The following is a 20,422-nucleotide window of genomic DNA, read 5'->3' as shown; positions in this document are numbered from 1 at the left end:
CCAGATGGCGGGAACCCGCACGCGCAGGGGACCCCGAAGACCGCAGACCTCCTCGGGATCCCGCGAGCGCGTGGCCTCAGGTGAACGACGGCATGATGCGGTCGTGGATGAGCTGGAGCTGGGTCTCCACCGAGGAGACCTCCGGCAGGTCGCGTCCCATGAACTGCTTGACCAGCGTCGCGTCCGTCACAGCCAGGATCATGTGGTTGACCCCCGAAGGCTCGATCTCCCTCTTGATCTTCTCCACGCACTCCTCGGGTGTGCCCGCGATCGACAGGCGGTCGCCCAGCTCGGGCGTGGTCAGTTCGATCGCCCGCGCCAGATCGCCCGCCCCCAGCGCGTCGACGATCGGCTTCATCGCGCTCGGGTCCACCCCGTTGCGCTCCAGCTGCTCGTCCGGCATCGAGGAGGCGTACAGGCCGACCATGCTGCGGGCCGCCTCCTTCGCCACCGCCGAGTCCGGCCCGGTGGCGAAGACGACCCAGGCGCCGATGTCCATCGACGACCAGTCCTTGCCCGCCTTCTCCGCCCCCGCCCTGAACTCCGTGACCAGGTAGTCGTAGGCCTCGCGGGTGTAGCTGAGCGCATGGTGGACGCCGTCCGACAGCTCACCGGCCGCGCGGAAGGAGCGGGGCCCGCGCATGGCGCCGAGCTTCACAGGGACGTGCTCCTGCACCGGCCTGGCGAAGGTGAACAGGCCGTTGTACCTGAAGAACTCGCCCTCGAAGGTGATCGCGCCCTCGTCCAGGAGCGTGCGGACGACGTGTGCGGCCTCCTTCACGCGCGACAGCGGCCTGGTGACCGTCCAGTCGATGCCGTACTGGGCCAGCAGCCCGAAGTTGCCGCTGGACAGGACGACCTCGGCACGTCCTCCGCTGAGCTCGTCAAGGGTGGCGGCGGCCTGCGCGATGAGCGTGGGCTCGCGCAGCACGACGGAGGAGACGCTCGGCCCGAACCTGATCCTGCTGGTCTGCTGCGAGGCCGCGGCGAACAGCAGCCACAGGTCCTTGTGCCAGGTCTCGTCCGCCGCGTAGCAGGCGTGGAAGCCGAGCTCGTCGGCCAGCCTGATCGCCGACAGGGAGTCCTGCAGCGGATAGTCCGGCAGCATCACGTAACTGAACTTCATCGCTCCTCCTGGATGGCGTCGCCCGCGGGGGCCGCGCCGTGCTCGTGGGGCCTGGCGGCGAACAGGTACAGCGCTCCCAGGCCCACGACGACCAGGCCGGACAGCGCCACCAGCCAGTTGTCGTACCAGGGAGCGTCGGGGGTCCTCGGCCAGATCATGTTCACGATGGCCAGCACGCCGTACACCAGCGCTCCGACGTTGACCGCCAGGCCCGCGGCGCCCAGCGTGAAAGGCCCCGAAGGGCGCCAGCCGCGCAGCCGGGCGCGCAGCGCGGCCAGCACGACCATCTGGAAGCCGAGGTAGATGCCGAGCGTCGCGAACGAGATGATCTTCACGAGGGCGTCCTCCGAGACGATGGAGCCCATGACCACGAGCGCGGGCACGACCGCGGCCACCACCAGCGCGTACGGCGGGACGTGCCGTACGGCCGAGAACCTGCTCAGCGGCTCGCTGCCGACGATCATGCCGTCGCGCGCGTAGGAGTAGAGCAGCCGGCTGGCTGCCGCCTGCAGGCTCAGCGCGCACGACAGGAACGACAGCAGCACCACCCCGAGCACCACCCGCAGCCCGGTGGGCCCGAAGGCGGTGGTGAGCACCTCGGAGACGGGGTCGGCGCTGGCTCCGGAGATCACCGCGCCGAAGTCCGGTACGGCCAGCAGCAGCGCCAGGCAGACGAACGTCGCGGCCGCCCCGCCCACGTAGATCGTCATGCGCATGGCCTTCGGGATGCGCCGCGTCGGGTCGGGCACCTCCTCGGCGACGTCCCCGCAGGCCTCGAAGCCGTAGTACTGGAAGATCCCGATCAGTCCGGCGGCTAGGAAGGCGGCGAAGTAGCCCGACTCCGAGCCCGCGCCGAACGAGTCGAACAGCACGTCGAGCCCGTGACGGCGCTGGGTCAGCAGCAGCCAGCCGCCCACGGCCAGCGCCCCCACCAGCTCGGCGGTGAACCCGATGATCGCCGCCATCGCCAGCACCCTGGTCCCCGCCAGGTTGACGGACACCGCGACCGCCAGGATGACCAGCGCGCACATGATCGTGTTGGTCGTACTCACCTCGATGCCGAGGAAGGCCGACAGGTAGGGGCCGGCGCCGTACGCGACGCTGGCGATGGTCACCAGCAGCGCGACGAGGTAGACCCAGCCCGTCATCCACGCCCACCTGCGCCCCCACAGGCGCCGCGCCCACGGGTAGATGCCGCCGGTCAGCGGGTACTGCGAGACGATCTCCCCGAACACCAGCGCCACCAGGAACTGGCCGGCGCCGACGATCAGCAGGCTCCAGATCATCGGCGGCCCGCCGGTGGCCAGCGAGACCGCGAACAGCGTGTAGATCCCGACGACGGGGGACAGGTAGGTGAAGCCGAGGGAGAAGTTCGCCCACAGGCTCATCTCCCTGCGGAACTCGGAGGTGTAGCCGAGGTCGGCCAGCCTGCCGTCATCGGTCGAGGTCATCGAGCAACTCCTCGCCGGAGACCACCTTGTCGGCGAAGTGGGCGTGCATCCAGGCCAGGTGGCCGGCGCGGGAACGCACCAGGCGCAGGGTGTCCCAGTTGGGGAAGGTCTGCTGGGTCACGTGCTCGGTCATGAGCGCGGGATCCACCTCGTAGACGTCCTCGAAGCGGGTCACCGCCACCTCGGAGGCGCGCTCGGGAGGCGGCGGGGTCATCTCGTCCCTGTAGCGGTAGCTCACGACTCCTCCTCGCCTGACGGCTCGTCGATCGCTGCGGTTTCGGCACGGCACGGCGGAGGGACCTCGGCGGGCCCCGGTGAGGGCGTCATGGGCTGCCGTCCTGGTCGGGGTAGGCGCGGTCGAGGAGGTACTTGCCGGGGTTCATGATGTTGTGCGGGTCCAGCGCCCGCTTGATCGCCAGCATCACCTCGAACCCGCCGCCCAGTTCCTCGGGGACCAGGTCCACCTCGCCCTCGCGGCACGAGCCGTGGCAGGCGCTGATCGAGCCGCCGTGGGCCAGCGCCACCGCCGCCAGGTCGCACTTGGCCGACACCCACGCCGCCCAGGCGGCGTCGTCGAGGCGCTGCTCCCAGATGCCGATGTCGATCTCGGTCAGGTAGTCCGCGCCCGTGGCGCCGTTGGTGTAGGCGAACATCCCCCAGTCGTCGAAGACGTCGGAGGCGCGCCGCAGCCGGTCGGCGATCTCGTGCCAGGCCAGCCGTACGGCCGGCAGGTTCGTGTAGTTGATCGAGGCGTCCTCGCAGTGCCAGCTCATCGGCACGACCTGGCCCGAGCGGGTGCGTCCGTGCAGCGGGGTGGCGTAGCGGTCGTGGCGGGCGGCCCAGTCGCCCTGCGAGATCTCGTCGCCGAGGTAGCGCGCCCCCATCGAGCGGGCGATGCGCATCAGGCGGGAGCCGCCCGCGCGCACCTCGTCCTCGTAGCCGTACAGCGCCGCGCAGACCAGCGCCTTCACCGAGGCGGGCTGCGGGATGTAGGCCTCGTCGTCGCGCCGGAGGTAGGAGACCTTCCACTCGTCGAACAGCACCGCGCCGGCGAACGTCGCCACGCCCGCCCTGGCCAGCTGCCCCACGGTCCGGTAGGCGCTGTCGTAGTCGTCGAAGGCCCAGAACGGCGAGAACTCGGCCTCGGGCTTGGGGAAGAGCTTCAGCGTGGCCTCGGTGGCGATGCCGAGCGTGCCCTGGTGCCCCATGAACAGGTGCTTCAGCTGGTAGCCGCTCGAGGATTTGGTGATCTTCCTGCCGATGCCGTCGCCGACGTGGATGACCTGCCCCGTGGGCAGCACGTGGTCGAAGCTCAGCACCAGGTCGCGGGTGTGGCCGTATCGCGAGCCGATCAGCGACCAGCCGCTGGTGCCGATGCGGCCGCCGACGAGCGAGCACGGATAGGACGCGGGGTCGTCGGGATAGAGCAGGCCGTGTCGTGAAAGGACCTCGTTGAGCTTCAGCGCGTTGATGCCGGTGCCAACCGTACAGGTCCTGTTGTCGAGATCGATCTCCTTAATCTGGTTGAGTCGTTTCACATCCACGACGATGCCGCCGCGCAGCGGCACCGCGCCGTCGGTGAGACCCGTCCCGCCGTCACGCGGCACGACAGGGATGCGGTGGGCGTGCGCGAGCCTCAGCACCTCGGCGACCTCGCCGGTCGAGCCGGGCATGACGATCAGGTCGGGCATCCGCTCGGCCCAGCGGTGCACGGGGAAGGGCGCGGGCACGCGCGTCCTGTTGAGGCGGTCGGCCTTGCCGGTGAGCACGTGGTCGTGGCCGAGGATCCGCCGCAGCTCCTCCACCACGGGATCGTCGAGCGTGACGGTCACGGCGCCACCCCCAGCGACTCGGCGAGCAGCTCGTGCAGGTCGACGACGCCGATCGAGCGGGCCTCGCCCGCCGCCGTCAGCGGGCGCTCGGCCCACGGGCAGGCGGTGACGAGCGTGTCCACGCCCAGCTCGGCGGCCTTGCCCATGCGCATCTCGCTGATCTTGGCGGTCAGCTCGGGCTTCTCCACCGCCAGCCCGCCGCCCGCGCCCGAGCAGTACGACCACTGGCTCACCCTGTCGACGTCGTGGAAGGTCAGGCCGGGGATCGCCCGCAGGATCTCGCGCGGCTCCTGCCAGATCCCCTTGCGCTTGTTGAGCCTGCAGGGGTCGTGGTAGGTGACCGTCCGTTCGACCGGCACGTGGGGGGCCAGCCGTCCCTCCCTGATCAGCGCCGCCAGCAGCTCCACCACCAGCACCACCTCGATGTCGAAGGCCTCGCCGAAGTACTTCGGATAGTCCTCGGTGAAGGTGATGTAGTCGTGCGGGTCGAGCACGAGCACCCGCCGCACCCCCGAGGCCCGCCAGTCGGCCAGGTTGTGCTCGGCGAAGCGCCGCGCCTGCTCCTCGTAGCCCATCTCGGCGGCGGGCCCTCCGCAGCACCACTGCTCGTTCATCAGCCCGAAGCCGTATCCGGCCAGTCCCAGCACGCGCGCCACCGACCTCGGCACCGAGGGGCGGTAGAAGGCGGCCTCGCAGTCGACGAACAGGATCGTCTCGCCGCCCACCGTCAGGCCGAGGCCCTGCGCCCAGTCGCGCACCCGCTCCTGCGAGACCCCGTCGGCCACGGGCTCGTGGGTCCGCTCGGCCGTCAGCTCGTTCCATCGCCGCCAGGCCGGCTGGTGCACCTCCTGCCGTACGGCCAGCGAACGCACGCCCTTGACCAGGTCGACCGTCCTGGTGCGGAAGCGGTAGAAGTCGCCGGTGAACAGGGAGTTCGGGCAGCGCAGCTCGCAGGCCCCGCACCCGGTGCAGTTGACGTAGTCGGCCGCGACGTCGGCCACCTCGAGCGAGCCCTGCTCCATCGCCACCACGTTGGCGTGGAAGGCGGTGGGGCTCCACGACTCGTTCCGCGTGACCTGCATGACGGGGCAGACCTCGCGGCAGAACTTGTGGCCTGAGGAGAAACAGTTGTAGGCGGCGTCACGCCACTCCTCGGCGAACCTCTTCTCGGGATCGGGCACCGGAGGCCTCCCTCAGATCGGGTTGCAATTAAAACTATGAGTTCATATTTCAAAAGGCAATAAGCTGTCTGCTGTGCATCAGCTCCCCGGCGCCGCTGTCTTCGCCCCCGTCGACGACGGCTCGGGCCGGGTCGAGGTCGTGGTCCGGCGCCTGGCCGAGGCGATCGCGCTCGGCCTCGTCGCCGACGGCGACCAGCTGCCCGCCGAGCTCGAGCTGGCCGCCTCCCTCAACGTCTCCACCGTCACCCTGCGGGCCGCCCTCGCCGCGCTGCGCGAACGCGGCCTGGTCGAGACCAGGCGGGGCAGGGGCGGCGGCACGTTCGTGCGCGGCCCCGCCGACCCCTCCACGGCCAGGCTGCGCACCAGGCTGCGCGAGCTGAGCACCTCCGAGCTGCGCGAGATCGGCGACTACCGCGCCGCCATCGCAGGCACGGCCGCCCGCCTCGCCGCCCTGCGCGCCTCGGCCGACCAGGTCGCCAGGCTCCATCACGTCGTCGACCGCCTCGAAGCGGCCGGCACCGTCGGCGAGCGCCGCCGCGCCGACGGCCGCTTCCACATCGAGGTCGCCGCCGCCGCCCAGTCGGTCAGGCTGACCCGCGCGGAGATCGACATCCAGTCCGAGGTGGGCGAGCTGCTCTGGCTCCCCTACGGCGAGGCCGTCGACCCCGGCGAGGTCGTGCGCAGCCACCGTCAGGTCATCGAGGCCATTACCGCCAGGCAGGCCGACCGGGCGCGAACCTTGACAGAGGAGCACCTCGACAGGGGCACGGAGCGTCTGATGGAGTTCCATTGGCGACTTGTCACCCAGGGCCGACGGGAGTGGCGATGAGCGATCCACATGTGGCCCACGTGGCCGAGCGGGTTCACGCGATCGTCGAGGACGTCTTCGGCGCGCTGGAGGAGATCAGGGTGGGCATGGAGGAGTGCTACCGCTCCTCGCCCTCCTTCACCTCCGCGGACCTGGCCGGGGTCCGGCCACAGATCTTCGGCTGCCTGCGCCGCCTGCGCGGCGTGGCGGCGGGCACCGGTGTGATCGTCGCGCCAGGGGTGCTGGCCGACCGGCCGCGCTGGCTCGACTGGTGGCAGGCCCCTCCGGAGGACGACCCGGTCTTCCTCGACGTCGACCTCGACCCCGACAGCCTCGACTTCTACGACTACACCGCCGCCGAGTGGTTCGCCGCGCCGCAGCGCACCCGCTGCCGCCACGTGGTCGGGCCCTACGTCGACTACGGCGGCACCGATACCTACGTGCTCACCTTCACCGCCCCCGCCCAGGTGGACGGGCGCTTCCTCGGGGTGGTCGGCGCCGACGTGCGGGCGGCCAGGTTCGAGGCGCTGCTGCTGGGCGTGCTGGCCGCGTGCCCGACGCAGGTGACGCTGGTCAACGCCGAGGGCAGGGTGGTGGCGGCCAACTCCCCGCGACTGCCGGCCGGCGCGCTGCTGCCGGAGGACGAGGCGCAGGCGCGAGCGGTCGCCGCGCGGCTGCCTGACCCGCCGTGGCGCATCGTTTCCTCCTCGAGGGAGAGGGCGGTTAAGCTGGCCTGACGATCTTGCACAAAGGGGCTGGCCTTGATACCGCGGCACGACTTCGCCTTCGACCCGACCTATGGTTACGACCTCGACGCGCTGCTGGCCGTACCCGCGCCCGAAGCGCCGGCGGACTTCGAGCGCTTCTGGCGGGAGACACACGCGCGAGCGAGCGCGGTCAGCGTCGCGCCCAAGCTGGGCCCGGTGGAGTGGGAGGCCGACGGCCTGCGCTTCCACGGCGTGAGCTTCACCTCGACCGACGGGTTCAGGATCGGCGGCTGGCTGAGCCTGCCGATCGACGGCGAGGTCACCAGGGCCCGCGTGGTCGCGCACGGCTACGGCGGCAGGGACAGGCCCGAGGTGCGGGTCGGCATCCCCGGCACGGCGACGATCTGGCCGTGCGCGCGCGGCCTGCCCACCCGCAGCCTCCACCCCGACCTGCCCTCCGACGCGCAGGAGCACGTCCTGCACGGCATCGGCTCGCGCGAGACCTACATCCACCGCGGCTGCGTCGCCGACATGTGGTGCGCGGCGACCGCGCTGGGCGAACTCGTGCCCGAGAGCGCCGGCGTCAGGCTCGACTACGTCGGCTCCAGCTTCGGCGGCGGCATCGGCCCGTTCGTGCTCGCCTTCGACGACAGGTTCACCAGCGGCGCGCTGGTCGTGCCGAGCTTCGGCAACCACCCGCTGCGGGTCACGCTGCCGTGCACGGGCAGCGGCGAGGCGGTCCGCGACCTCCACGCCAGGCGGCCCGAGGTGCTCGACGTGCTGGCCTACTACGACTCGGCCACCGCCGCCACGTTCGTGCGCAGGCCCGTGCACGTCGGCGCCGCGCTGTTCGACCCCTCGGTGCCGCCGCCCGGCCAGTTCGCCGTGTACAACGCGCTCGGCGGGCCGAAGGAGCTGTTCGTCATGGAAACCGGACACTTCGCCCACCCGGAAGAAGCGGCGCAGGAAGAGGCGTTGACCCAGGCGCAATACGGGTTCATGACCGCTTGATAACCTCCCGCGGTGCGGTGGATCGTTCATCGCGGGTACGTGGACGGGTTGAGAGTGCGAGGAGGAGACGTGGACATCAGTCGGAGCGGCGAGTGGGCGGCGCTGAAGGCCAACCACGAGGCGGTGGCGGGAAAGCACCTGCGTGAGCTGTTCGCCGAGGACCCCGGCAGGGCGGAGCGGATGAGCCTCACCGCCGGTGACCTCTACCTCGACTACTCCAAGCACCGCGCCACCGCCGAGACGATGGAGCTGCTGCTCGCGCTCGCGCGGAAGGCGGGTCTGCGGGAGCGGATCGAGGCGATGTTCTCCGGCGAGCACATCAACGTGAGCGAGGACCGCGCCGTCCTGCACGTGGCGCTGCGCATGCCCGCCGACGCCAAGCTGGTCGTGGACGGTCAGGACGTCGTCGCCGACGTGCACGCCGTGCTCGACAAGATGAGCGACTTCAGCGGCAGGGTGCGCTCGGGCGAGTGGAAGGGCCAGACGGGCCAGGCCATCAAGACCGTCGTCAACATCGGCATCGGCGGCTCCGACCTCGGGCCCGCCATGGCCTACGAGGCGCTGCGCGACTACGCCGACGCGGGCATCACCGCCAGGTTCGTCTCCAACATCGACCCCGCCGACATCCACGGCGCGCTCAAGGACCTCGACCCCGCCACCACGCTGGTCATCGTCAGCTCCAAGACCTTCACCACGCTCGAGACGCTCACCAACGCCAAGGTGGCGCGCTCGTGGCTGGTCGGGGCGCTCGGCGAGGAGGCCGTGGCCAAGCACTTCGTGGCCGTCTCCACCAACGCCGAGAAGGTCGCCGAGTTCGGCATCGACACCGCCAACATGTTCGGCTTCTGGGACTGGGTCGGCGGCCGCTACTCCTACGACGGCGCCATCGGGCTGTCGCTGATGATCGCCATCGGGCCCGAGCGCTTCCGCGAGATGCTCGACGGCTTCCACACCGTCGACGAGCACTTCCGCACCGCGCCCTTCGAGGCCAACATGCCGGTGCTGATGGGGCTGCTCGGCATCTGGTACACCGACTTCTTCGACGCCCAGACCCGCGCGGTCCTGCCGTACAGCCAGCGGCTGCACCGCTTCCCCGCCTATCTGCAGCAGCTGACCATGGAGTCGAACGGCAAGTCCGTCCAGGCGGACGGCACGCCGGTGACCGTGCCGACCGGTGAGATCTTCTGGGGCGAGCCGGGCACCAACGGTCAGCACGCCTTCTACCAGCTGCTGCACCAGGGCACCAGGCTGGTGCCCGCCGACTTTCTCGGCTTCGGCAAGCCCCTCGAGGACGCCGAGGGCATGCACGACCTGCTCACCGCCAACCTGCTCGCGCAGACCTCGGCCCTGGCGTTCGGCAAGACCGCCGAGGAGATCGCGGCCGAGGGCACCGCCGCCGAGGTCGTGCCGCACAAGGTGATGCCGGGCAACAGGCCCACCTCCACCCTCCTGGCTCCCAGGCTGACGCCCTCCACGCTCGGCCAGCTCGTCGCCCTCTACGAGCACATCGTCTTCGTCGAGGGCACGATCTGGGGCGTCGACTCCTTCGACCAGTGGGGCGTCGAGCTCGGCAAGAAGATGGCGATGGACCTGGCGCCCGCGCTCACCTCGGAGGAGCCCCCCGCGCAGGCGCCCGACGCCTCCACCGCCGCGCTGGTGCGCAAGTACAGGGAGATGCGCGGAAGAAAGGTCTGATCCATGGCTCTGGTCCTGTTCGGCGTCACGGGCGATCTGGCGAGGAAGATGCTGCTGCCCGCGCTGAACACGCTCGCGGCGACCGGCAGGCTCGAGGTGCCGGTCGTCGGGGTGGCCAGGACCCACCTCGACCTCGAAGGCCTGCGCGCGCTGGGCAGCGAGGCCGTGGGCGCGGAGCTGTCCGACCGGCTCGACCTGCGGCTGGTCACCGGCGACCTGACCGACGGGGACACCTACGCGCGCCTGCGTGAAGAGGTGAAGGACCTCGGCGACCTCACCCACTACCTCGCCGTGCCGCCGAGCCTGTTCGCCACGGTCGCCAGGGGCCTGGCCGAGGCCGGGCTCGACGCCGGCGCGCGGCTGGTGGTGGAGAAGCCGTTCGGGCACGACCTGGAGTCGGCGAGGCGGCTCAACGCCGAGCTGCTCGGCTACTTCGACGAGGAGCACCTGTTCCGCGTCGACCACTTCCTCGGCCTCGAGCCGGTCGAGGACCTGATGGTCTTCCGCTTCGCCAACACGCTGCTGGAACCGATCTGGAACCGCACGTACGTGCACAGCGTGCAGATCACCCTGGCGGAGAACTTCGACGTGTCGGGCAGGGGCGCCTTCTACGACGAGGTCGGCGCGCTGCGCGACGTGGTGCAGAACCACCTGCTGCAGCTGCTGGCGCACGTCGCCATGGACGCCCCGCCCTCGGGCGAGGCCAGGGCGGTGCTCGACGAGAAGTGGCGGGCGCTGCGCGCGGTCCGCACGATCGACCCGGGCGAGGTGGTGCGCGGGCAGTACGAGGGCTACCTCGACACCGAGGGGGTGGCGGAGGGCTCCTGCACGGAGACGTTCGTGGCGATGCGCCTCCACATCGACAACTGGCGGTGGGCGGGCGTGCCGTTCTGCGTCCGCACCGGCAAGGACCTGCCGGTGAACGCGCTGGAGGTCGTCGCCGAGCTGCGCAGGCCGCCGGTCGAGTGGTCGCCTTCGTGGCCATGCCCATGGCCACCCGTATGGCCCACCGTCTCGGCGGGCGCACCGCCACGCGGCTCCTGCTCGCCCTCTGGTGCGCCTGTCTCGCGCTGCCCGCCCTGGCGCCCTCGCCGGTGTGGCTGGCCGGGGTCTTCCTGCTGTTCGGCATGGCGGCGGGCACCTGTGACGTGGTCATGAACTCCCAGGCGCTGGTGCTGGAACGCCGCCTCGGCCGCTCCATCATCGCCGGGCTGCACGGCATGTGGTGCGTCGGCAGCCTCGCCGCGGGAGGCGTGGGCGTGCTCGCCGCGCACCTGGGCATCGACGCCAGGGTGCACCTGGCGGTCGTCTCGGTGGTCCTGCTCGGGCTGGGCGGCCTCGCCGGACGAGGCCTCCTGGCGAACCAGTCGTCCGAGGGCGTCCCTGCGCCGCGCAGGTTCGCCCTGCCCTCGCGCGCCATCCTCGCCGTCGGCCTGGTCGGCTTCTGCGGCACGTTCGCCGAAGGGGCCTCGGCCAACTGGGCGGCCGTCTACGTGACGGCGGTCGCCTCGGCGGGCCCCGGCGTCGCGGCGGCGACCTACACCGTCTTCATGCTCTGCATGGCCGCGACCCGGCTGATCGGAGATCGGTTCGTGCGGAGGATGGGCGCCGACGCCGTCGTCAGAGTGGGCGGGATCGTGGCCGCCGCCGGTGGCGTGCTGGTGGTGGCGGGCCGGACGCCGTGGCTGTGCATGGCGGGCTTCGCCCTGGTCGGCGTGGGGGTGGCGGTCGTGGTGCCGCTCGTGTTCGCCGCCGCCGGCGACGTGGGCGACACGCCCGGCGAGGGCATCGCGGGGGTGGCGACCATCACGTACCTGTCGGGGCTGATCGCGCCCGCGGTGACGGGGTGGGCGGCGGGAGCGCTGTCGTACCCGGCCGCGTTCGCGATGATCACGGCGATCGTGGCGGTGATGACGCTGCTCGCGGGGGCGCTGCGTCCCCGCTCGCGGGCAGGCGCCGAGGAGGGGCGGCGGCTCGAGCGGGTGGCCGGATGAGCGGCCGTCAGGCGACCCCGAGGTCGTGGCGGAGCGCCACCACGGCCGCGCCCCGCGCCCATTCGGTGAAGGCGAAAGGCTGCACCCGCACCTCCACGGGCTGGCTGGTCCAGTGGGTGTGCTCGCCCAGCGCCGCCTCGAACGCCGCCTCGCACACCTCGTGCATGTGCACCGCCTCTCCCGACAGCACCACCACCTCGGGCCCGATCAGGTTGGCGATCGTCGCCACGATCCTGCCCAGCGCCAGGCCGGCCTCGTCGAAGATCCGCCTGGCCACCGGGTCGCCCCGCCTGGCCAGGTCGAGCGCCTGCTCGAAGGTGAGCGAGGGACGGTCGAGCGCGGCCCTGGCCGTCCGCCTGATCGAGGGAGAGGCCAGGTAGGCGCGGGCGCAGCCGCGGTGGCCGCGCTCGCAGATCGGACCCCTGTCGTCGATCGCCAGGTGCCCGATCTGCCCGCTCACCCCCGCCGTGCCCACGACGAGGCGGTCGTCGACCACGATCCCGCAGCCGAGCCCCTCTCCGATGGTGACCAGGGCGAAGGTCCCGCGCCCCGCCGCCGCGCCGAACCAGTGCACCGCCGCCGTCAGCGCCCGCACGTCGTTCTCCAGGACGGCGGGCAGCCCGGTCGCCGCCGTCACCAGGCCGGCCAGGGGAACCTCGCGCCAGCCGAGGAAGGGCGAGTGGCGCACGAGGGCGTCGGCGCGCGAGACGGGCCCGGCCAGGCTCACCCCCACCGCGGCGGGCGGCTCGTCTCCCGGCAGCAGCGCCACGGCCTCGGCGATCCTGGCGACGACCCGCCCGACCTCGTGGCCTTCGAGCGGCAGCCGTACCTCGGCGGTGACCGCGCCGCCCAGGTCGGTGCGGACCGCGAACAGCTCCGAGTCGGTCAGCTTGACCCCCGCGTAGGCCCTTCGGGCGGGCTCGACCCGCAGCGGCACCGAGGGGCGCCCCGGCACCCCCGCCGGGCCGGGCTCCTCGACCAGGAAGCCCTCCGCCAGCAGCGGCCTGGTCAGCTTGGTCAGCACCGAGGGCGACAGCTCCAGCCGCCTGGCCACCTCGGCCCTGGACAGCGGGCCGTGCACCAGCAGCTCCACGAAGACCGCGCGCGCTGCGGGAGAAAGATTCATGAGGTGAACAAACTTCCCCTCTGGCGATGGACGGTGGGATCTGATCTCATGGAGTTTGTGTCTAGCGTGAATATACTCCGGGTGGGCGACAGCGCGTGGGCCGCTGTCACGAAGAGCTCCGCGTTCGTCTTCGGCCTCGAGGCCGCCGGCGAGGACAGCCGCGTCGTGCAGTGGTACTGGGGGCCGAGACTGCCGGACGAGGCGCTGGCCGAGGTCGTACGGCAGGCGCCCAGGCGCATCCACTCCGGCTTCCACGACCCGCGCGACGTGGACGAGCTGCTGCCCGTCGAGGGCGGCGCGCGATGGGGCGTGCCGTCGCTGCAGGTCACCTACGAGGGCGGGGTCCGCTCGGTCGAGCTGACGTTCGCCGAGGCCGTGGTCTCCGACTCGGAGATCGAGCTGGTGCTGCGCGACCCGCTGGGGCTGAGGGTGGGCCTGCACGTCAGGGTCGCCTCCGAGGTCGTCGAGCGCTGGGTCAGCCTGACCAACGAGGGCGAGCACGCCGTCCGGCTGGGCAGGGTCGACTCGGGCAGCTGGGTGATCCCCGAGCGGGCCGGCTACCGCTACACCGGAGTGGCGGGCGCGTGGGCGCAGGAGACGCAGCTGCACAGGGCGGAGCTGGCGGTGGGCGAGACCACCTTCACCAGCAGGACGGGCACCACCTCGCACCGCGCCAACCCCTGGATCATGATCGACGCCGGTGACGCCACCGAGGAGCTCGGCGAGGTCTGGTCCGTCGCGCTGGCCTGGAGCGGCTCGTGGCGGCTGACCGCGCAGCGCCGTCCCGAGGGTGACGTCGCCGTCACCGCCGGATTCGGTCACGACGGCCCCACCTGGCATCTCGCCCCGGGCGAGAGCCTGCTCACCCCGCCCGTCCTCGGCCTGCGCACCTGCGGCGGGTACGGCGCGGCCAGCAGGGCCTGGCACGACTACGCCCGCCACCACGTGCTCCCCACGCCGTTCGAGGAGCGGCCCGTCCTCTACAACTCGTGGGAGGCGACCTGGTTCGACGTCCACGAGGAGGGCCAGATCGAGCTCGCCCGCCGCGCCGCCGACCTGGGCGTGGAGCTGTTCGTGGTGGACGACGGCTGGTTCGGCGGGCGCGTCGACGACAGGCGCGGCCTCGGCGACTGGTGGCCCAACCCCGACCGCTTCCCCCGTGGCCTGTCCAAGCTCTTCGACACCGTCCGCGAGCTCGGCATGCGGGCCGGCCTGTGGGTCGAGCCCGAGATGGTCAACCCCGACAGCGACCTCTACCGCGAGCACCCCGACTGGGTGCTGCACTATCCGGGCCGCCGTCGCGACACGCTGCGCCACCAGCTCGTGCTCAACTACGGCCGCGCCGACGTGCGCGAATGGGCGATCGGCTGGCTGTCTGGGCTGGTGTCGGAGTACGGGCTCGACTACTTCAAGTGGGACATGAACCGCAGCTTCACCCAGGCGGGCTGGCCGGACGCGGGGGAGCGGGCCGACCTGCTCTGGATCGAGCACACCCGCGGCGTCTACGCCGTCCTCGACACCCTGCGCGAGCGCCACCCCGGCCTGCGCATCGAGTCGTGCTCGGGTGGCGGCGGACGCGTCGACTTCGGCATCCTGCGCCGCACCGACGAGGTGTGGACCTCCGACAACACCGACGCCCGCGACCGGCAGGCCATCCAGGAGGGCTACTCCTACCTCTATCCGGCCTGCGCGATGTCGGCGTGGGTCACCGACAGCCCCAACCCGCACACCCGGCGCGAGGTGCCGCTCGCCTACCGTTTCCACATGGCCATGGCCGGCGCGCTGGGCATCGGCGGCGACCTGACCAGATGGTCGGCGGAGGAGCTGGAGCAGGCCCGCTCGCTCGTCGCCGCCTACAAGGCGGTACGGCCGGTCATCCAGCACGGCCGCCTGCACCGCCTGGCCGGCGACCCTGGCATCACCGCCTCGGCCGTGCAGTACAGCCACGAGGACCGCGTGGTCGTGCTCGCCTACAACCCCTTCGCCCTGGCCAAGCGGCCCCCTCGCAGGGTACGGCTGGCCGGCCTCGACCCCTCCGCGATCTACGAGAGCGCCGAGGGCGAGCGCTGGCACGGGCAGACGCTCATGTCGCACGGCCTCGAGCTGCCGACCTGGTTCATCGCCGGACCCGACTATCGCAGCGAGATGGTGGTGCTGCGCCGCGTCAGCGGATAGAGATGACGGTATGGACATCATGGAACTGGTGGAGAAGACCAAGGACGGCGCCACGGTCCAGCGCGTCTTCGGCGAACCGATCACACGGGGTGACGTCACGGTCATCCCCGTCGCGAGGGTCGCCCAGGGCGGTGGCGGTGGATCAGGCGCGTCGGAGGGCGACCACGGCGGCCAGGGGTCGGGCGGCGGCTACGGCCTCGGCGCGACCCCCGCGGGCGTCTTCGTCATCAAGAACGGCGAGGTCCGCTGGCAGCCCGCGGTCGACGTCAACCGCATCGTCCTCGGCGGCCAGGTCGTGGCCGTCGTCCTGCTGCTCACCATCAGGGCCGTCGTCAAGCGCTGGCGCAAGGGGCGGCGTTGACCACCCTCACCCAGATCGCCGCCTTCGGCGGCGTCGTCATGCTGGGCGCGATGTCGCCGGGGCCCGACTTCGCGGTCGTGGTACGCAGGTCGGCGCTCTCGGGCCGCGCGTACGGCATGGCGGCCGCCGCCGGCATCGCCGTCGGTGTCGCCGCGTGGGTGATCGCCGCCGCCACCGGCGTGGCGGCGCTGCTGGCCGCCTCTGCGACGGCCTTCACGGTGGTGAAGGTCGTCGGGGCGGCCTACCTGTTCTACCTCGGCGCCAAGGCGCTGCGGGCGGCGGCGAAAGGCGGGGCGCCCGACCTCGACCTCCCCGACCCGGGCAGGAGCAGCTCGTGGGCCGCCTTCTCCGAGGGGGCGCTCACCAACGTGCTCAACCCGAAGGCGGCGCTGTTCTTCGTCGCTCTGGTGCCGCAGTTCCTGAGCGAGGGCGCCGCGCTCGCCGACACGGTGACGCTGGCGGCCGTCGCGCTGGCGGGCACGGCGGTGTGGTTCGTCGTGGTGGCCAACCTGGTGGGCACGCTGCGCAGGCTTTTCACCAGGCCCGCGGTGCGCAGGACGATCGACGGTCTGACCGGCGCGGCGTTGATCGCCCTCGGCGTCCGGCTGGCCACCTCGGCCAGACCCTAGCTCTCCCCTGCCCGGTGGGCTCGCCGATGGCCCGGCGCGTCAGGCGGGTCGGCCGGACGTGCCGGCGTTCACGGTGCCTCGGGGAGCCGTCGCGGCGTCGGCCCCCGGACGGGCCCGAGGGATCAGCGCTTCGCACTCGGCGATCGCGGCGACCAGGAGATCGTGCAGCATCCCGTCGGGGTCGGGCACGCATGCCTGCGCGATGCCGACCACGGACAGCTGCACCGCGTTGGGCGCCGCGTACCTGCGGAAGCCCTTCTCGGTGATCTTCGAGGCGCGGCTGAAGCGTCTGGCCGCCTCGGCGGCGTGCGGAGCCTGGGCGAAGGCCCACCTGCTGCGCTCCTCGAGCGCGGCGGGCCTGCCGTCCAGCCTGGCCAGCATCTCCTCGGCGGCCAGCACCGACACGGCCAGCGCGAGCTGTCGGTCGGCGGCGGCGACGGGCAGTGCGGTGGTCACGGCGCGCAGGGCGAGCCTGACGTCGATCCGCAGGTCGTCACCCCGTAGCCCGATGATAGACGGGACCAGTGGGACGAGCCTGCCTCTGCCCTCGTCGGTGGTGTGGTCGTTGACCAGGCGGGCCAGGCCCGCGAGGAGCGGGTGTGTGCACGCGGGATGGTCGCTCCACCGTTCGCCCGCCAGATAGGAGGCCAGCTCCATGAAGCAGGCGCCCTTGCGCGGGTTGCGGTGCCTGCCTCGCGACAGGATCGGCATGTGATCGTACAGAGTGTCCACGGCTGCTCCACGCGTTCTGCGTTGATCTGCCCTTTCAGTCTGCGTTCCCGTCTACCCGAAAGCCAGAGGTTAAGACCTGACCACGGTAGATACCCTCGGCGCCGATCTGAAATTATCTTTTAGTTCATTGCAAAGTCTTGAAACTTGTCACCATTGCGCGATTGAGTTCGGTCGTGCAGACCCTCCGCTACATGGCCTCCGCCGCGCTCGCCTTAGCTCTTATCGCCAGCCCCGCGCAGGCTGATCCGCCCGTTCCCGCAGAGGACGCGCCCGCCGCGTCGTCCTACAGGTCCGACTCCACGCTGCTGCTCAACGCCCCCGCGGGGCGGACGCTGGAGACGGCCAAGAAGGTCCGGCCCGTCGCGCCGGGCATCACGCTCACCTCCTTCGACCGCTTCGACTCCGCGGGATGGCTGCGCGCCGACGCGCTGTCGGCCGACCTGTCGGGCGGCGTCACCACCGGCTACCTCAACTCGGGCGAGGTGTCGAAGACCGAGGCCTTGTCGGGGCCCGCCAGGCGGGCGCGCGCCGTGGCCGCCGTCAACGGCGACTACTTCGACATCAACCGCTCGGGCGCCGCCCTCGGCGTCGGCGTCAAGGACGGCGAGCTCGTCCAGTCGCCCGTCCAGGGCTGGAACAACGCCATCGCGCTGAACGAGGGCGTGGGCCGCGTCCTGCAGATGCACTTCGAGGGCACCGCCACCCCCTCGGGCGGCGCGCCGGTCACGATCACGCAGTTCAACCAGAACGTGCAGGCGGGCGGCGTCGGCCTGTTCACCCCGCTGTGGGGCTCCTACCGGCGCTCGGACGCCGCCAAGGTCACCGAGGTGGTGCTCGTCGACGGAGCGGTCACCGAGGTCCGCACCACCGCCGGCCAGGGCGTCATCCCCGCCGGCACCACGATCCTCGTCGGCAGGGAGGCGGGCGCCGACGCGCTGGCCGCGCTGAAGCAGGGCGACCGCGTCGAGGTGAAGTACCTGCCCAAGCCGTCGGACGGCGGCGCCGTCCAGACCGCGCTCGGCGGCAGGAACGTCCTGGTCAAGGAGGGCAAGGCGCAGCCGTTCACCGACACCGACAGCCACCCACGCACCTCTGTCGGCTTCTCCGCCGACGGCAGAAAGATGTACCTGCTCACGGTGGACGGCCGGCAGGCCGACAGCCGCGGGCTCACGCTCGGCGAGATGGCCGCGCTGATGGTCGAGCTCGGCGCCCACAGCGCGCTCGAACTCGACGGCGGCGGCTCCTCCACGATGCTGGCGCGCGAGCCCGGCGCGCCCGAGGTGCAGGTCGAGAACAGCCCCTCCGACGGAGGGGAGCGGCACGTCCCCAACGGCCTGGCCCTCTACGCCCCGCAGGGCAGCGGCACGCTGAAGGGCTTCTGGGTCGAGACCGCCAGCGACCCGGCCAAGGCGCCGGGCGTCGGCCCCGTCGCCGGCGGCCGTCCCGAACGCGTCTTCCCCGGCCTCACGCGGCGGCTGACCGCCGCCGGCTACGACGAGACGTACGGCCCGGCGGAGGGCAAACCCACCTGGCACGCCGACCACGGGCTCATCGGCAAGGACGGCGTCTTCCGCGCCCTCCTGCCCGGCCGGACCACGGTCAAGGCCACCAGGGGCGGGGCGAAGGGCGGCATCGAGCTGACCGTGCTCCAGCCGCTGACCCGCCTGGGCGCCACCTCCGACAGGGTCGGGCTCGCCGGCGCCGACGCGACGGGCACCTTCGGCGTCGTCGGCTACGACCGCAACGGCAACTCGGCCCCCATCGAGCCGGGCGACCTCAAGCTCGACTACGACGCCTCGCTGCTGTCGGTCACCCCCGCCCAGCACGGCTACTTCACCGTCAAGGCGCTCAAGGGCGTGGGCTCGGGACTGGTCACCGCCCGCGTGGGCGCGCTGAGCGTGGCCGTGCCCGTGACGGTCGGCTTCGAGGACGTCGCGGTCGCCGACTTCGAGAACGCGGCGTCGTGGACCTTCGCGGCCGCCCGCGCGACGGGCTCGCTCGCGGCGGGCCCCGGGCAGAGCGGCGGCGGGCTCAGGCTCTCCTACGACTTCACCCAGTCGACCGCGACCAGGGCCGCCTACGCCTCGCCGCCGCAGCAGCTCGTCGTGCCGGGGCAGCCGCAGGCCTTCGGGCTGTGGATCGACTCCTCCGGCAAGGGGGAGTGGCCCAGCCTGGAGTTCTACGACGCCAACGGGCAGTCGCAGATCCTGCGCGGCCCCCACCTGACCTGGACGGGCTGGAAGTACGTCGAGTTCGCGGTGCCGCAGGGGGTGAGCTACCCGCTGAAGCTGCGCCGCTTCTACGTCGCCGAGACGCGCGGCGACGCCAAGTACACCAGTCAGATCACCATCGACAGGCTGGTGGCCAGGGTGCCGCCGTCGGTGCAGGCGCCCCCTGTTGCGAAGCTCGCCGACCCGGTGGTCAAGCCGGCCGTCGGGGCGATGCCGTGGCGGTTCGCGGTGATGTCCGACGCCCAGTTCGTCGCCAGGCAGCCCGACAGCGACATCGTCAAGAACGCCCGCAGGACGCTGCGCGAGCTGAAGGCCGCCGGCCCGGACTTCCTGCTGATCAACGGCGACCTCGTGGACGAGGCCTCGCCCGAGGACTTCGCGCTGGCCAAGCGGATCCTGGACGAGGAGCTCAGCGGCTCCCTGCCCTACTACTACGTGCCCGGCAACCACGAGGTGATGGGCGGCAAGATCGACAACTTCAAGGCGGTCTTCGGCGACACCACCAGGGTCTTCGACCACAAGGGCACGAGGTTCGTCACCCTCGACACCTCGCGGCTGAACCTGCGAGGCGGCGGCTTCGACCAGATCGCCATGCTGCGCGACCAGCTGAGCGCCGCGGCGCAGGACAGCTCGGTGGGCTCGGTAGTGGTGGTCTTCCACGTGCCGCCGCGCGACCCGACCCCCGGCAAGGGCAGCCAGCTCGGTGACAGGAAGGAGGCGGCCCTCGTCGAGGGGTGGCTGGCCGACTTCCAGCGCACCACCGGCAAGGGCGCGGCCTACCTCGGCGCGCACGTGGGCACGTTCAACGCCTCCCACGTGGACGCGGTGCCGTACTTCATCAACGGCAACTCGGGCAAGAACCCGGCCACTGCCGCCGACGACGGCGGCTTCACCGGGTGGTCGCTGTGGGGCGTGGACCCCGTGACGCCGAAGGAGGCCGAGCACGTGCGGCGCAACTGGTTCGTGGACGCGCCGGACTGGATCGGCGCCCAGGTGCGGCCGCACGTGGACACGCTGACGCTGACCGCTCCCTCGTCGGTGGCCGCAGGCTCGCCTGGCAAGGTGACGGCCACGCTCCAGCAGGGCGAGCGGACGGTGCCCGTCGCCTACCCGGTCTCCGCCGAGTGGTCGGGCTCGCCGAACCTGCACATCGGCTCGGTGAGAGGCGCCAAGCCGTGGCACGTCGCGGTGCTCGACCCCGCCAAGGGGACGCTCACGGCGCTGCGCGACGGGCAGGTCGTGGTCGCGGTGACGGTGAACGGGGTGAAGAAGGAGGCGACGGTCGCCACGGCGGCCCGCGCCGCCGCCTGACCCCCTCGCTCCGGCCGACGCGCCGAGAGGGCCGCTCCTCGCGGCCTCCTCG

General features: G+C 71.8%; 17 protein-coding genes. 10 read left to right on the top strand and 7 right to left on the bottom strand.

All coding sequences use genetic code 11. The features are described 5' to 3' along the window. Positions 1–76: 76 nt before the first annotated feature. The 5 genes from ABFX50_RS25725 to ABFX50_RS25705 all read right to left on the bottom strand — a co-directional run bounded on the left by ABFX50_RS25725 (position 77) and on the right by ABFX50_RS25705 (position 5,590). Positions 77–1,126: an LLM class flavin-dependent oxidoreductase gene (locus ABFX50_RS25725; protein WP_346122819.1), complete on the bottom strand. Its 1,050-nt coding sequence runs from the start codon at positions 1,124–1,126 to the stop codon at positions 77–79. Then, positions 1,123–2,577, bottom strand: coding sequence for an APC family permease (locus ABFX50_RS25720; RefSeq protein ID WP_346149903.1), 1,455 nt, complete (start codon positions 2,575–2,577; stop codon positions 1,123–1,125). Before ABFX50_RS25720 ends, ABFX50_RS25725 begins: the two co-directional genes overlap by 4 nt. Then, positions 2,561–2,815 carry a hypothetical protein gene (locus tag ABFX50_RS25715; protein ID WP_346149902.1) on the bottom strand — a complete coding sequence of 85 codons (255 nt, stop codon included), beginning with the start codon at positions 2,813–2,815 and terminating at the stop codon, positions 2,561–2,563. The genes ABFX50_RS25720 and ABFX50_RS25715 overlap by 17 nt, the downstream gene beginning before the upstream one ends. 85 nt (positions 2,816–2,900) lie before the next feature. Beyond that, complete coding sequence (locus ABFX50_RS25710) at positions 2,901–4,409, bottom strand: FAD-binding oxidoreductase (RefSeq protein WP_346149901.1); 1,509 nt, start codon at positions 4,407–4,409, stop codon at positions 2,901–2,903. Beyond that, positions 4,406–5,590 (bottom strand): (Fe-S)-binding protein, encoded by a 1,185-nt coding sequence (locus ABFX50_RS25705; protein WP_346149900.1) that lies wholly within the window; start codon positions 5,588–5,590, stop codon positions 4,406–4,408. The genes ABFX50_RS25710 and ABFX50_RS25705 overlap by 4 nt, the downstream gene beginning before the upstream one ends. A 73-nt stretch (positions 5,591–5,663) precedes the next feature. Here ABFX50_RS25705 and ABFX50_RS25700 point away from each other — a divergent pair, with 73 nt between their 5' ends. The 6 genes from ABFX50_RS25700 to ABFX50_RS25675 all read left to right on the top strand — a co-directional run bounded on the left by ABFX50_RS25700 (position 5,664) and on the right by ABFX50_RS25675 (position 11,805). Then, entirely contained in the window at positions 5,664–6,419 is a 756-nt protein-coding gene (locus ABFX50_RS25700) for an FCD domain-containing protein (RefSeq protein ID WP_183645004.1), read from the top strand. Continuing rightward, entirely contained in the window at positions 6,416–7,135 is a 720-nt protein-coding gene (locus ABFX50_RS25695) for a PDC sensor domain-containing protein (protein ID WP_346149899.1), read from the top strand. The genes ABFX50_RS25700 and ABFX50_RS25695 overlap by 4 nt, the downstream gene beginning before the upstream one ends. Before the next feature lie 24 nt (positions 7,136–7,159). Continuing rightward, the gene (locus tag ABFX50_RS25690; protein ID WP_346149898.1) at positions 7,160–8,116 is read left to right on the top strand and encodes an acetylxylan esterase; all 957 of its coding nucleotides are present in this window, start codon (positions 7,160–7,162) and stop codon (positions 8,114–8,116) included. A 69-nt stretch (positions 8,117–8,185) separates the two neighbouring features. Beyond that, positions 8,186–9,811, top strand: coding sequence for a glucose-6-phosphate isomerase (gene pgi / locus ABFX50_RS25685; protein ID WP_428834706.1), 1,626 nt, complete (start codon positions 8,186–8,188; stop codon positions 9,809–9,811). Between the two features lie 3 nt (positions 9,812–9,814). Next, positions 9,815–10,969 carry a glucose-6-phosphate dehydrogenase gene (locus tag ABFX50_RS25680; RefSeq protein WP_346149897.1) on the top strand — a complete coding sequence of 385 codons (1,155 nt, stop codon included), beginning with the start codon at positions 9,815–9,817 and terminating at the stop codon, positions 10,967–10,969. Beyond that, on the top strand, positions 10,906–11,805 hold the full coding sequence (locus tag ABFX50_RS25675; protein WP_346149896.1) for an MFS transporter: 900 nt from the start codon (positions 10,906–10,908) through the stop codon (positions 11,803–11,805). The genes ABFX50_RS25680 and ABFX50_RS25675 overlap by 64 nt, the downstream gene beginning before the upstream one ends. Before the next feature lie 7 nt (positions 11,806–11,812). Here the strand turns inward: ABFX50_RS25675 and ABFX50_RS25670 are convergent, their stop codons facing one another. Continuing rightward, positions 11,813–12,931 carry an ROK family protein gene (locus tag ABFX50_RS25670; protein ID WP_346149895.1) on the bottom strand — a complete coding sequence of 373 codons (1,119 nt, stop codon included), beginning with the start codon at positions 12,929–12,931 and terminating at the stop codon, positions 11,813–11,815. Positions 12,932–12,997: 66 nt separating this feature from the next. Between ABFX50_RS25670 and ABFX50_RS25665 the strand changes: the two genes are divergently transcribed. The 3 genes from ABFX50_RS25665 to ABFX50_RS25655 are packed head-to-tail and all read left to right on the top strand — an operon-like array spanning position 12,998 to position 16,096. After that, positions 12,998–15,106: an alpha-galactosidase gene (locus ABFX50_RS25665; RefSeq protein ID WP_346149894.1), complete on the top strand. Its 2,109-nt coding sequence runs from the start codon at positions 12,998–13,000 to the stop codon at positions 15,104–15,106. 10 nt (positions 15,107–15,116) lie between these two features. Further along, positions 15,117–15,467: a spore germination protein GerW family protein gene (locus ABFX50_RS25660; protein WP_346122798.1), complete on the top strand. Its 351-nt coding sequence runs from the start codon at positions 15,117–15,119 to the stop codon at positions 15,465–15,467. Beyond that, entirely contained in the window at positions 15,464–16,096 is a 633-nt protein-coding gene (locus ABFX50_RS25655; RefSeq protein WP_346149893.1) for a LysE family translocator, read from the top strand. Before ABFX50_RS25660 ends, ABFX50_RS25655 begins: the two co-directional genes overlap by 4 nt. Before the next feature lie 39 nt (positions 16,097–16,135). On the opposite strand, the gene ABFX50_RS25650 is transcribed toward ABFX50_RS25655, so the two are convergent. Continuing rightward, a complete protein-coding gene (locus tag ABFX50_RS25650) occupies positions 16,136–16,828 on the bottom strand; it encodes a hypothetical protein (RefSeq protein WP_346149892.1) in 693 nt (230 codons plus the stop codon). Between the two features lie 161 nt (positions 16,829–16,989). Between ABFX50_RS25650 and ABFX50_RS25645 the strand changes: the two genes are divergently transcribed. Further along, positions 16,990–20,370: a phosphodiester glycosidase family protein gene (locus ABFX50_RS25645; RefSeq protein ID WP_346149891.1), complete on the top strand. Its 3,381-nt coding sequence runs from the start codon at positions 16,990–16,992 to the stop codon at positions 20,368–20,370. Positions 20,371–20,422 lie beyond the last annotated feature (52 nt).

The organism is Nonomuraea recticatena, from assembly GCF_039533245.1.
GTDB classification, from domain to species: Bacteria; Actinomycetota; Actinomycetes; order Streptosporangiales; family Streptosporangiaceae; genus Nonomuraea; species Nonomuraea roseola.
This window is presented reverse-complemented; position numbering and strand designations above follow the sequence as displayed.